The sequence below is a fragment of the Streptomyces sp. NBC_01363 genome, from assembly GCF_026340595.1.
GTDB lineage: Bacteria > Actinomycetota > Actinomycetes > Streptomycetales > Streptomycetaceae > Streptomyces.
Genome location: NZ_JAPEPF010000001.1, coordinates 2,185,597 through 2,197,727 on the forward strand (window position 1 = coordinate 2,185,597; position 12,131 = coordinate 2,197,727).

Consider the following 12,131-nt stretch of genomic DNA (forward strand, 5'->3'; position numbering starts at 1 on the left):
CTCGTGCGGAAGGTACAGGTGGGTCATGGCTGCTGGCAGCGAGAGGCCTCTCAACGAGGTCAAGTTTCTGACCGTGGCGGAAGTCGCCTCGGTCATGAGAGTGTCGAAGATGACCGTGTACCGCTTGGTGCACAGCGGTCATCTGCCGGCGATCCGGGTGGGCAGGTCCTTCCGGGTTCCGGAGCAAGCGGTTCACGAGTATCTCCGCGAGTCCTTTGTGGGGGTGGAGTCCGCCTGAGGTTCACCTCGGATTACGCCCCTCACGCGCTGGCGGGTAGGCTAGGCCGACGTAGGTCGTGTGGGCCCAGACGCCCCGCACCAGTGAAGAAGAAGTGAGCGAGGGTAGTCGTGGGCTCTGTTATCAAGAAGCGGCGCAAGCGGATGGCCAAGAAGAAGCACCGCAAGCTGCTCAAGCGCACGCGCGTTCAGCGTCGCAACAAGAAGTAGGCGAACGCAGTTCGTGAATCCGCAGCCCTCCCGCCGATCCGGCGGGAGGGCTGCGGCGCGTTGTGGGGGGCAGTGACCCGCATTCGGGCCGAAGGGCATTCGGGCCAAAGACTTCGGGGAAGGCCGCCGCGCGGTCATCACAGGGCAACATCCACCCGCTACGGTGACGGCCAGGGGGAAACCTTTCGACGGAAGGCGCTGATCTTGGGGAAGGTCGTGCTGGTCACGGGAGCGGCCCGGCAGCTGGGAGGCCGCTTCGTGCGGCGCATCCAGCGTGATCCGGGCGTGGACCGGGTGATCGCCGTCGACGCGGTCACGCCCGGACACGAGTTGGGCGACGCCGATTTCGTGACGGCGGACATCCGCCAGCCCGCGATCGCCCGAGTCCTCGCCGAGCACTCCGTCGACACGGTGGTGCATCTGGACGTCTCGGCCAAGGCGGTCGGCACGGGCGGCCGGACGATGGTCAAGGAGACCAACGTCATCGGCACCATGCAGCTGCTCGGTGCCTGTCAGAAGGCGCCGAGCGTGCGGCGGCTGGTGGTCAAGTCCAGTACGAATGTGTACGGCTCGGCGCCGCGCGATCCGGCGGTCTTCACCGAGACCACCCCGCCCAAGTCCCTGCCCAGCGGGGGCTTCGCCAAGGACGTGGTGGAGGTCGAGGGGTACGTGCGGGGCTTCGCGCGCCGTCGGCCGGATGTGGCCGTGTGCGTGCTCAGGTTCGCGAACATCCTGGGCCCTCGGGCCGATTCGCCGCTCGCCGACTATCTGTCGCTGTCGGTTCTGCCGACGGTGTTCGGATACGACCCGAGGCTCCAGTTCGTGCACGAGGACGATGTCGTCGACGTATTGGGTGTCGCGTCGGGCGAGCCGCGGCGCGGGACGCTGAACAGCGGCACGTTCAATATCGCCGGGGACGGGGTGCTGCTGCTCTCGCAGTGCTCGCGGCGGCTGGGGCGGCCGACGATGCCGTTGCTGCTGCCCGCGGTCACCTGGGTCGGCCAGGCGCTGCGTACGGTCGGCATGACGGACTTCTCGCCGGAGCAGATCCGGCTGCTCACCCATGGCCGGGTGGTCTCCACGGTCCAGATGCGCGAGACCCTCGGCTTCCACCCCGGGTTCAGTACCGCGGAGACGTTCGCGGAGTTCGCGCGCAGTCAGGGGCCCGGACTGCTGCCGCCCGGGGCGGTGGGCAGGGCGGTCGACAGACTGGCCGCCGTGCCGTTCGCCGGGGCGGGCGGCGATGTTCCGGGGATCACCGGGGCCGGCGACACCGAGCCGACCCCCAGCGCCAGGTAGAGGAGCGCATCGACGATGGCGGATGCCAAGGTCATTCCGTTCGACGACGACCGTTCGCGGACGGGCGGTTCAGGGCGGCCCGCACGGCGCCGGTCCGCAGGGGGCGGCGGCCGGGGCCAGGGGCCCGCGGCGGCCTCCGTGCTGGGGACCGCGGCCGTGAGCGCCCTTCCGGGGCAGCAGGACGCCTCGAAGCCGCAGGAGGAGCCGGAGGGGGCCGGGCAGCCCCTGGGACGGGACGAGCGCGGCGACTGGGACCGGCGGATCGCCGGCGGGCTCGCGTTCCTGCGGCGGCGGGTCACGGGCGAGTACGACGTCGACGAGTTCGGGTACGACGAGGAGCTGACCGATCAGGTCCTGATGTCGATGCTCCGGCCGGTGTACGAGAAGTACTTCCGGGTCGAGGTGAAGGGCATCGAGAACATCCCCTCCGAGGGCGGGGCGCTGATCGTGTCCAACCACTCGGGGACGCTGCCGCTCGATGGGCTGATGCTCCAGGTCGCCGTGCACGACAACCATCCGGCGGGCCGTCATCTGCGGCTGCTGGCCGCCGATCTCGTCTTCATGCTGCCGGTGGTGAACGAGCTGGCCCGCAAGGCCGGGCACACGCTGGCCTGCGCGGAGGACGCCGAGCGGCTGCTGCGGCGGGGCGAGGTCGTCGGGGTGATGCCGGAGGGGTTCAAGGGCATCGGGAAGCCGTTCGGGGAGCGGTACAAGCTGCAGCGCTTCGGGCGGGGCGGTTTCGTGTCCACGGCGCTGCGGGCCGGGGTGCCGATCATTCCGTGCTCGATCGTGGGGGCGGAGGAGATCTACCCGATGATCGGCAACTCGAAGACGCTGGCGCGGCTGCTGGGGTTTCCGTACTTCCCGATCACGCCGACGTTTCCCTGGCTCGGGCCGCTCGGGGCGGTGCCGCTGCCGACGAAGTGGACGATCCAGTTCGGGGAACCGATCTCCACGAGCGGGTATCCGGTGGAGGCGGCGGAGGACCCGATGCTGATGTTCAATCTGACGGATCAGGTGCGGGAGCAGATCCAGCACACGCTGTACAAGCTGCTGGTGCAGCGGAGGTCGGTGTTCTTCTGAGGGGTGCGCCGATGCGCGGTTGGGGGGCGGGCTCGGTGAGCCCGCCCCCCAACCGTTCGAGGTGGCGCTAGTTGTTCAGGTCCTCGCCGTTGATGCCCAGGCCCGGGAGCAGGCCGGGGAGGAGCGGCGGGAGGGTGACGTCCGGGGTGGGTGGGGTGTTGACCCGGCCGTCGGTGGACGGCACGGTGCCCGGGGGCGGGGTGCCGAGGAGGCCGTCCGTGCCGCCGGCGATCAGGCCCTCGGCCGGGGCGCTGCCCGATCCCGACGGGTGGGGCGAGGTGCTGTTGCCCGGACGGCCGTGTGAGGCTTCCGGTGATGTGGGCGCCGAGGGGGCCGTGCGCGAGGGTTGCGTGCCCTGTTCCCCTGTGTCCGACTGCTGGGCGCCGCCGCTGTCCGGGGTGCGGGGGAGCAGCGACTGCAGCGGCTGGACCTCTTCGTCTATGGCGTCGAAGACCGAGCTGACCTTGTCGCCGATGTCCGTCAGCTGTACGGGCAGCCGGTCCCGGAGGCTGCTCCAGCTCTCGCGGTGCGAGCGCGAGAAGGAGTCCAGGGTCTGGATGGGGCCGATGGCGCCGTTCTGCTGGTAGGCGGAGTGGAGCAGGCGGTGGCCCTCGCTGGCGTCGTGCGTCATGCCGTTGAGCGTGCGCCTGACCTCGCCGAGCTGTTCGTGGTCCAGGGCGCCGGAGCGGGCGCGCTCCATCAGCCGGCGGGCCTCGTTGAGCCTGGTCGACGCCTGGTCGAGGTAGGCCTCGCCGCGGTCGGCGTCGCCGCTGGCCATGCCGAGGTGGATGTCCTCCATGCCGCGCTTGAGCCCGTACAGCGAATCACCCGGCAGGGCGTCGGAACTGGCAGCGGCCACTCCGCCGAAGGCTCCCGCTGCCACACCGACGGTGAGTCCGCCGGCCGCGAGGCCCTTCGTCCAGCGTGAACGAGGTCGCAGTTTCCGGAGCGGGGAGGCCCGGTGGGCTCCCTTGGCGCGCTGTTCGGGCACCGTAGGGCCCGCGGACACACCGCCCTCGGTGAGCATGGCCTCCATGGCGGCGACGAGCTGGGCTCGCTGCACCACTTTGACCTCGGGATCCAACTCCGGCCGCGGTACCTCGCCGAGGCCGTTCGCCAGGGCCAGCAGCGGTCCGTGGTCGGCCGGTTCGGCCGATTCCTCGGGCTGTGCGGACGCCGCACCGCGGAGCGACTGCTCCTCCAGGGCCTGGGCGAAGGCGTTCGCCCGCCGGTGTGCCGAAACGTTTGCGATCACTGGCGGCACCTCCTCTCGTCATGACGGTCGACTCCCCTGGGATCCGGAAGGTTGCACACCTTGAGCGCTTCCACACGAATGAGTGAGTGTCGGCGGACACGGGGTGACGACAGGGGGCCTGCAACCGGCACAACGAGGAGCGCGGCACTTGGGTTACGCACGAAGGATGATCGGACCAGTGTGTGATGAACGTGTCGCCGAGCGTGATTCGGCCGGGGGTGGGGTCAGCGGGCATCGTCCGGGAGGAGCCGGGCCAGCGTGCGGACGGCGCGGTACTGCAGGGTCTTGATCGCGCCTTCGTTCTTGCCCATGACCCGGGCGGTCTCGGCGACTGAGAGGCCCTGGAGGAAGCGCAGGGTCACGCACTCCTGCTGCTGGGGGTTGAGCCGGCGCACGGCCTGCAGGAGCGCGGCGTTGGAGAGGGACTCCAGGACGGAGTCCTCGGGACTGCGCTCGACCTCGTTGGCGTCGAGCATTTCGCCGGTGGTCACTTCCAGTCGGAAACGGCTGGACTTGAAGTGGTCGGCGACCAGGTTGCGGGCGATGGTGACCAGCCAGGCGCCGAAGTCGCGACCCTGCCAGGTGAAGGTGGAGATGCGACGCAGGGCGCGCAGGAAGGTCTCGCTCGTGAGATCCTCCGCCGTCGCCTTGCCGCCCACGCGGTAGTAGATGTAGCGGTAGACGGTGTCGCTGTACTGGTCGTAGAGGCGGCCGAAGGCGTCGGCCTCGCCGGCCTGTGCGCGCTCGACGAGATCCATCATGCGCGCGCTGTCACTGTCGGCGGTCGGCCGACGAACGGTGGACGTGGTCGTTGCGCCGCGGTTGCTGCGTCTTCCGACCGCCGCACCGCGTTCGGCCAGGGCATAGCAAGGGCCGACAGGTGCAGGGGTGGCAAATGCGGGTACGGCGTACGCGGTGGGGACGAAGCCGCGCAAGCGGTCGGCGACCGTTGCGCGCAGCGTAGCCAGGCCCGAGGTGTCAACCCCGACGTGTGGGTACACGGGACTCCCAGAGGCAGAGCTTCCATCACGTGCAGTGCGAAACCGTCACTCGTCGTAGTGAGTGGTGGGTTCCGGAATGCGTCTGAGGAGAATAACGCTTCGTACAGGCAGTGCTACACCCAGTTGCTCAAATCACCGATTACGTCGTTTCTGTAGCGACTAAACGACGCATCAAGTAGCACATCGTGACCGTTTGTTGATCGAATTACTTCGTGATCTGTCTATCGGCGCGACGGGTTGTGGCCGTGTGAGAGCAGGACGACTGGCCGGAGCGGTCGGTGGGTAAGGGGTTCCGATCGGCCGCGAAGGTCCGGGCGTGCCCGGCCCGGCCCACGGCTGGGCCGGGCGGGGCGGGGGTGCGTCAGCGGCGGCGGCGGTGCAGGGCGACGGCGGCGGCGGTGCCGCCCGCGATGGCGCCCACGCCGGCCGCGGCCGGGATGCCGACCTTGGCCGCCTTGCGGCCCGTCCGGTAGTCCCGCAGCCGCCAGTCGAGCGCGCGGGCGTGCTTGCGGAGCTTGGCGTCCGGATTGATCGCGTACGGGTGTCCGACCAGGGACAGCATCGGGATGTCGTTGTGCGAATCGCTGTACGCCGCGCAGCGGTCGAGGTCCAGGCCCTCGGCGGCGGCCAGGGCGCGGACCGCCTCGGCCTTCGCGGGGCCGTGCAGCGGCTCGCCGACCAGGCGGCCGGTGTAGACGCCGCCGACGGATTCGGCGACCGTGCCGAGCGCGCCGGTCAGGCCGAGCCGGCGGGCGATGATCGTGGCGGTCTCCACCGGGGCGGCGGTGACCAGCCAGACGCGCTGTCCGGCGTCGAGGTGGGCCTGGGCGAGGGCCCGGGTGCCGGGCCAGATGCGGTCGGCCATGTACTCGTCGTAGATCTCCTCGCCGATGGACATCAGCTCCGAGACGCGGTGGCCCTTGACGATGGACAGGGCGCTGTCGCGGGCGTCCTGCATGTGCTCCGGGTCCTCGACGCCCGCCAGCCTGAACCAGGCCTGCTGCCAGGCGAACCGGGTCAGCTCGCGGCGCTGGAAGAACTTCCGCTTGTACAGGCCGCGGCCGAAGTGGAAGATCGCCGCGCCCTGCATGACGGTGTTGTCCAGGTCGAAGAAGGCGGCGGCCCGCTCGTCGCCGACGACGGGGAAGGGCGCTTCCTCGGCCTCCGCCTTCGCGGAGGCACCCTGCTCGGCACCGGGGGACCGATCGTCGGGGAGGGTGGATTTCCGCGCTGCCTCAGCTGCTGCCTCGCCGGCCAGCACACTCCGTGCTGTCGCGGGGCGCCTACGTGGTGTGAGCCATCCAAGAGCGGCCATGTCGTGAGCATAGCCAGTTGGTTCGGCCCTTCCCGACCTGCCGGGATGCCGCGGCGTGAACTCTTGACCGCCGATCTGTTGAACGGGTGATTCCGGGCGTACCGGATCAAGGAGGGAACAGTTCCTCCAGCGGCGCAGAATGAAGGCATGAGTGCCTTGTTGCGACGTACGAAGAAGAAGCCCGCGGAACGCGTGGTGACCCTGGTCGGGAAGCCCGGATGTCATCTCTGTGACGACGCGAGGCAGGTGGTGCGGGAGGTGTGCGAGGAGACCGGCGCGTCCTGGGAGGAGAAGGACATCTCCCGGGACGAGGAGCTGTACCGGGAGTACTGGGAGCAGATTCCGGTGGTGCTGATCGATGACGAACAGCACACGTTCTGGCGGGTGGACCCGGTGAGGCTGCGCCGGGCACTGCGGTCGTGAGCGAAAGCCGGTTACCATCGTGGGCGTTTTGAGTGCTCTCGGGGGAGTGGTTGTGAGGAGTGTGTGCCGCTTTGCCCCCTTCGGGCCCGCAACGGGCTGATGCGATCCTTGGTTCCGGGATCGCACGACGAATGTGCGTGACCCCGGTCACTTTGACCGGACAAAACGGACACTATCTTTGTGCACGCGTTCACAAAGACATAGCCTGCATTCGACGGGGCGGTCTTGGGAAATACGGCCGCCTGCAGCCCCGCTCATCCCGCAGGAGCACCGTGGCAACTGGCCGAACTCACCGACCGGCGACCCGTAGCCGAGGAATTCCCGAGGCCACCGTCGCCCGACTTCCGCTGTATCTGCGCGCACTGACCGCGCTCTCCGAGCGCTCGGTACCCACGGTCTCGTCCGAGGAGCTCGCCGCGGCGGCGGGGGTCAATTCCGCCAAGCTGCGCAAGGACTTCAGCTACCTCGGCTCGTACGGGACGCGCGGTGTCGGGTACGACGTCGAGTATCTCGTCTACCAGATCTCCCGCGAACTCGGGCTCACCCAGGACTGGCCGGTCGTGATCGTCGGTATCGGTAACCTCGGCGCCGCGCTCGCCAACTACGGCGGTTTCGCCTCCCGTGGTTTCCGGGTCGCCGCGCTGATCGACGCCGACCCCGCGATGGCCGGAACGCCGGTCGCCGGGATTCCCGTCCAGCACGCCGACGAACTGGAGAAGATCGTCGGCGACAACGGCGTGTCGATCGGTGTCATCTCGACCCCGGCCGGTGCCGCTCAGCAGGTCTGCGACCGCCTCGTCGCCGCGGGCGTCACCTCCATCCTGAACTTCGCGCCGACCGTGCTGTCCGTGCCCGACGGCGTGGACGTGCGCAAGGTCGACCTCTCCATCGAACTCCAGATCCTCGCCTTCCATGAGCAGCGCAAGGCCGGCGAGGACACCGCCGAGAGCAGCTCGGACCCGGCCGCGCCTCCGGTGCGCTCGGCCTCCGGCAGCCGGAAGGGACCCGACGGGGACATGCCCGCCGTGATGCCGGCATGAGTCTTCTTGTCGTAGGGCTGAGCCACCGCAGCGCCCCCGTCTCCGTACTGGAGCGGGCCTCGCTGGCTGCCGAGACGCAGGCCAAGCTGCTCCAGGACACCCTCGCCGCGGAGCCCGCGGTCGAGGCCGCCGTGCTGGCCACCTGCAACCGCATCGAGCTGTACGCCGACGTGGACAAGTTCCACGCGGGCGTCGCCGAGCTGTCCACGCTCCTCGCCCAGCACAGCGGCGTCGGTCTGGACGAGCTCACTCCGTATCTTTATGTGCACTATGAGGACCGGGCCGTCCACCATCTCTTCTCGGTGGCGTGCGGGCTGGACTCGATGGTCGTCGGCGAGGGCCAGATCCTCGGCCAGATCAAGGACGCGCTGGCGCTGGGGCAGGAGCTCCACACCGCGGGCCGGCTGCTGAACGACCTGTTCCAGCAGGCCCTGCGGGTCGGCAAGCGGGCCCACAGCGAGACCGGGATCGACCGGGCCGGGCAGTCGCTCGTCACCTTCGGTCTGGAACAGCTTGCGGCCGGCGCGGACGTCGCCGACTGGGCCCGGGGCAAGCGCGCCCTGGTGATCGGCGCGGGCTCGATGTCCTCGCTCGCCGCCGCCACCCTGGCCCGCACCGGTGTCGCCGAGATCGTCGTCGCCAACCGGACCCGGGCCCGTGCCGACCGGCTCGTCGAGATCCTGGCCCAGCCCGGGGGTACGGGCGTGGCCGCCCGCGCCGTGGAGATGGCCGCGGTCCGCGACGAACTGACACGTGCCGACGTCGTCGTCTCGTGCACCGGCGCGACCGGTCTCGTGCTGACCGCCGAGGCCGTCGCCGAGGCGCTCGGCCTGGACGTCGCCGACGCCGTCGAGACGCCCGCCGCCGCGCCCGCGGTGCCCGCCCCCGCCGATGTCGACCGGCACGCCGCCTGGGTGGAGAACGGCAGCGCCGGCGCGGTGCGCCAGGCCGTCCGCCGGACCACCGTGCCCGCGCAGGGCACCGGCCCCGTGCGCCTGGCCCTGCTCGACCTCGCCATGCCGCGCGACATCGACGGCGGGGCGGCCCGGCTCGACGGTGTGCGCCTCGTCGACATCGAGTCGCTCGCGGAGGCGTCGGCGGACGCCCCGATGGCCGCCGATGTGGACCAGGTGCGCACCATCGTCTCCGACGAGGTCGCCGCCTTCGGCGCCGCCCAGCGCGCCGCCCACATCACCCCGACCGTCGTCGCCCTGCGCACGATGGCCGCCGGAGTGGTCGCGGGCGAGATCGCGCGGCTCGACGGACGCCTCCCCGACCTGGACGAGAAGCAGCGCGCCGAGATCTCGCAGACCGTGCGCCGCGTCGTCGACAAGCTCCTGCACGCGCCCACCGTGCGGGTCAAGCAGCTCGCCAGCGAGCCCGGCGGTGCCGGGTACGCCGATGCGCTGCGGGAACTCTTCGACCTCGACCCGCAGACGGTCGCCGCCGTCTCCCGGGCAGACCTGAACGACCCGAATCGAGGGCGGTCATGACCGACAACTCACCCCTGGGCGCGGGGGCCGACAAGCCGCTGAGGCTGGGCACCCGGCGCAGCAAGCTCGCCATGGCGCAGTCAGGCCTCGTCGCCGACGCGGTCAGCGAGGTGACCGGGCGCGCCGTCGAGCTCGTCGAGATCACCACGTACGGCGACACCTCGCGGGAGCACCTCGCGCAGATCGGCGGCACCGGTGTGTTCGTCGCGGCGCTGCGCGACGCGCTGCTGCGCGGCGAGGTGGACTTCGCCGTCCACTCGCTCAAGGACCTGCCGACCGCCCAGCCCGAGGGCCTCGTGCTGGCCGCGGTGCCGGTGCGTGAGGACCCGCGCGACGTACTGGTGGCGCGGGACGGGCTGACCTTCGAGCAGCTGCCGTCCGGCGCCCGCATCGGTACCGGCTCGCCGCGCCGCATGGCGCAGCTCAACGCGTACGCCCGTAACCACGGTCTCGACATCGAGACCGTGGCGATCCGCGGGAACGTCGATACGCGTATCGGATTTGTCCGGAGCGGTGAGCTGGACGCGGTGGTACTCGCCGCGGCCGGGCTCAGCCGCCTCGGCCGGACCGGTGAGGTGACCGACTTCCTGTCGGTCGACACCGTCCTGCCCGCTCCCGGCCAGGGAGCACTGGCGATCGAGTGCGCTGCGAGCAGCGCCGACCTCGCCGCCGCGCTCGCCGAGCTCGACGACCCGTACACCCGGGCCGCCGTGACCGCCGAGCGTGCCCTGCTCGCCGCCCTGGAGGCCGGTTGCTCCGCACCTGTGGGTGCGTTGGCCGACCTCCTGGTCGACGGACAGGCTGTCAACGAACTGCGCCTGCGCGGTGTCGTCGGTTCCACCGACGGTTCCTCGCTGGTGCAGCTGTCCACCACCGGTCCCGTCCCCACGTCGCAGGACGACGCGGCGGCTCTCGGTCGCGAGCTCGCGGCCGAGATGCTTGCCAAGGGTGCGGCCGGTCTTATGGGGGAGCGAGCACTTTGAGCCCCACCGGCCCCGCCGCAACCGACTTTCCGGCCCTGTCCGCACAAGGGCACGTCACCTTCCTCGGCGCCGGTCCCGGCGACCCGGGACTGCTGACTCTGCGCGCCGTCGAGGCGCTCGCGAGCGCGGACGTCCTTGTCGCCGAGCCGGACGTCCTCGGCGTCGTTCGCTGCCATGCGCGGGCAAGCGTAAGCACGCCCGAGCTGACGGTTGTTGACGCGCAGTCAGCAGCCGCCGGTGTTCCCGTTCTCAGGGATGCGGCCAATCTTGTCATGGAGGCGGTGAGGGGCGGCAGGCGGGTCGTGCGTGCCGTCTCCGGCGACCCGGGACTGGACGGGAGCGCCGGTGCCGAGATGCTCGCCTGCGCCGCCGCCGGCATTCCCTTCGAGGTCGTTCCGGGTGTCGCCAACGTCGTGGGCGTGCCCGCGTACGCCGGTGTGCCGCTGCGTGATCCGCAGGGCGCGGACGTCAGGTTCGTCGACGCCCGTACCGCCTCCGACCGCTGCTGGACCGAGGTCGGCGCGAGCGATGCCACGGCCGTCATCTCGACGACGCTCGACTCGGTGGCCGCGGCCGCCGGTGAGCTGGTCTCGGCGGGCCGCAAGCCCGACACCCCGCTGACCGTGACGGTCGCCGGTACGACGACCCGCCAGCGCACCTGGACGGCGACCCTCGGGACGATCGCCCAGGTCCTGAAGCAGGCGAAGGTCCTGCCGTCGCCGGAGGGACACCGGCCCGTCATAGCCGTGGTCGGTGAGCGCAGCTCCGCCGCCCAGCGCGACCAGCTCGCGTGGTTCGAGTCCAAGCCGCTGTTCGGCTGGAAGGTTCTCGTGCCGCGTACGAAGGAGCAGTCCGCGTCGCTCTCCGACCAGCTTCGTTCATACGGTGCCGTGCCGCACGAGGTCCCGACGATCGCCGTCGAGCCGCCCCGTACGCCCCAGCAGATGGAGCGCGCGGTCAAGGGCCTGGTCACGGGCCGCTACGAGTGGATCGCCTTCACCAGCGTCAACGCCGTGAAGGCCGTCCGGGAGAAGTTCGAGGAGTACGGGCTCGACGCCCGTGCCTTCGCCGGGATCAAGGTCGCGGCCGTCGGCGAGCAGACCGCCGCCGCGCTGGTCGACTTCGGTGTGAAGCCGGACCTGGTGCCGTCCGGTGAGCAGTCCGCCGCCGGTCTGCTGGAGGACTGGCCGCCGTACGACCCGGTCTTCGACCCGATCGACCGGGTCTTCCTGCCGCGTGCCGACATCGCCACCGAGACGCTGGTGGCCGGGCTCATCGAGCTGGGCTGGGAGGTCGACGACGTCACCGCGTACCGCACGGTCCGCGCCTCGCCGCCCCCCGCCGACACGCGTGAGGCCATCAAGGGCGGCGGCTTCGACGCGGTGCTCTTCACCTCGTCGTCGACCGTGCGGAACCTGGTCGGCATCGCGGGCAAGCCGCACAACGTGACCGTCATCGCGTGTATCGGCCCGGCGACGGCGAAGACCGCCGAGGAGCACGGGCTGCGCGTCGACGTCCTCTCCCCGGAGCCGTCGGTGCACAAGCTGGCCCAGGCGCTCGCGGAGTTCGGCGCCCGGCGCCGGGAGGCGGCGAAGGAGGCCGGCGATCCGGTGACGCGGCCGAGCGAGCGGCGTCCCGGTGCGCGGCGGCGTCGTACGACGACCTGACCTGCTCGGTCGAAGAAGAGGTCGAGGAGTGTGAGGGGCCCGGTTGCTTCGGCAGCCGGGCCCCTGCCCGTTTCGCGGTCTTTTTCCGGCACAGGTGTCGGTAAGACGGTGATGTGTGCGGGTCT

The 12,131-nt window shown here is 70.6% G+C and carries 12 protein-coding genes; 9 read left to right on the forward strand and 3 right to left on the reverse strand.

The features are described 5' to 3' along the window. Positions 1–25 precede the first annotated feature (25 nt). From OG611_RS10230 to OG611_RS10245, 4 genes are all read left to right on the forward strand, one after another. On the forward strand, positions 26–238 hold the full coding sequence (locus OG611_RS10230) for a helix-turn-helix domain-containing protein (RefSeq protein WP_014046653.1): 213 nt from the start codon (positions 26–28) through the stop codon (positions 236–238). A gap of 110 nt (positions 239–348) precedes the next feature. Continuing rightward, complete coding sequence (locus OG611_RS10235; RefSeq protein WP_003948845.1) at positions 349–447, forward strand: AURKAIP1/COX24 domain-containing protein; 99 nt, start codon at positions 349–351, stop codon at positions 445–447. Between the two features lie 204 nt (positions 448–651). Next, positions 652–1,746: an NAD-dependent epimerase/dehydratase family protein gene (locus tag OG611_RS10240; RefSeq protein ID WP_266417833.1), complete on the forward strand. Its 1,095-nt coding sequence runs from the start codon at positions 652–654 to the stop codon at positions 1,744–1,746. 15 nt (positions 1,747–1,761) lie between these two features. Continuing rightward, positions 1,762–2,829, forward strand: a complete 1,068-nt coding sequence (locus OG611_RS10245; protein WP_266417835.1) for a lysophospholipid acyltransferase family protein — start codon at positions 1,762–1,764, stop codon at positions 2,827–2,829. A gap of 67 nt (positions 2,830–2,896) precedes the next feature. Here OG611_RS10245 and OG611_RS10250 read toward each other — a convergent pair whose 3' ends face one another. From OG611_RS10250 to OG611_RS10260, 3 genes are all read right to left on the reverse strand, one after another. Next, positions 2,897–4,084: a DUF5667 domain-containing protein gene (locus tag OG611_RS10250; protein ID WP_266417837.1), complete on the reverse strand. Its 1,188-nt coding sequence runs from the start codon at positions 4,082–4,084 to the stop codon at positions 2,897–2,899. Between the two features lie 224 nt (positions 4,085–4,308). After that, positions 4,309–5,085 (reverse strand): ECF subfamily RNA polymerase sigma factor, BldN family, encoded by a 777-nt coding sequence (locus tag OG611_RS10255; RefSeq protein ID WP_266417839.1) that lies wholly within the window; start codon positions 5,083–5,085, stop codon positions 4,309–4,311. Between the two features lie 361 nt (positions 5,086–5,446). After that, positions 5,447–6,400, reverse strand: coding sequence for an HAD family phosphatase (locus OG611_RS10260; protein ID WP_266417841.1), 954 nt, complete (start codon positions 6,398–6,400; stop codon positions 5,447–5,449). Between the two features lie 147 nt (positions 6,401–6,547). Between OG611_RS10260 and OG611_RS10265 the strand changes: the two genes are divergently transcribed. From OG611_RS10265 to OG611_RS10285, 5 genes are all read left to right on the forward strand, one after another. Beyond that, the gene (locus tag OG611_RS10265; RefSeq protein WP_266417843.1) at positions 6,548–6,823 is read left to right on the forward strand and encodes a glutaredoxin family protein; all 276 of its coding nucleotides are present in this window, start codon (positions 6,548–6,550) and stop codon (positions 6,821–6,823) included. Between the two features lie 272 nt (positions 6,824–7,095). Further along, on the forward strand, positions 7,096–7,863 hold the full coding sequence (locus tag OG611_RS10270; protein WP_266417845.1) for a redox-sensing transcriptional repressor Rex: 768 nt from the start codon (positions 7,096–7,098) through the stop codon (positions 7,861–7,863). Then, complete coding sequence (locus tag OG611_RS10275; protein ID WP_266417847.1) at positions 7,860–9,356, forward strand: glutamyl-tRNA reductase; 1,497 nt, start codon at positions 7,860–7,862, stop codon at positions 9,354–9,356. The genes OG611_RS10270 and OG611_RS10275 overlap by 4 nt, the downstream gene beginning before the upstream one ends. Then, entirely contained in the window at positions 9,353–10,339 is a 987-nt protein-coding gene (gene hemC, locus OG611_RS10280; RefSeq protein WP_266417849.1) for a hydroxymethylbilane synthase, read from the forward strand. The genes OG611_RS10275 and hemC overlap by 4 nt, the downstream gene beginning before the upstream one ends. After that, entirely contained in the window at positions 10,336–12,006 is a 1,671-nt protein-coding gene (locus OG611_RS10285; protein WP_266417851.1) for a bifunctional uroporphyrinogen-III C-methyltransferase/uroporphyrinogen-III synthase, read from the forward strand. The genes hemC and OG611_RS10285 overlap by 4 nt, the downstream gene beginning before the upstream one ends. The last annotated feature ends 125 nt before the right edge of the window (positions 12,007–12,131 follow it).

Bases quoted from the DNA above. Each gene is read 5' to 3' on its own strand.
- OG611_RS10275 (WP_266417847.1), top strand. From the start codon at position 7,860: ATGAGTCTTCTTGTCGTAGGGCTGAGCCACCGCAGCGCCCCCGTCTCC.
- hemC (WP_266417849.1), top strand. From the start codon at position 9,353: ATGACCGACAACTCACCCCTGGGCGCGGGGGCCGACAAGCCGCTGAGG.
- OG611_RS10230 (WP_014046653.1), top strand. From the start codon at position 26: ATGGCTGCTGGCAGCGAGAGGCCTCTCAACGAGGTCAAGTTTCTGACC.
- OG611_RS10265 (WP_266417843.1), top strand. From the start codon at position 6,548: ATGAGTGCCTTGTTGCGACGTACGAAGAAGAAGCCCGCGGAACGCGTG.
- OG611_RS10245 (WP_266417835.1), top strand. From the start codon at position 1,762: ATGGCGGATGCCAAGGTCATTCCGTTCGACGACGACCGTTCGCGGACG.
- OG611_RS10260 (WP_266417841.1), bottom strand. From the start codon at position 6,400: ATGGCCGCTCTTGGATGGCTCACACCACGTAGGCGCCCCGCGACAGCA.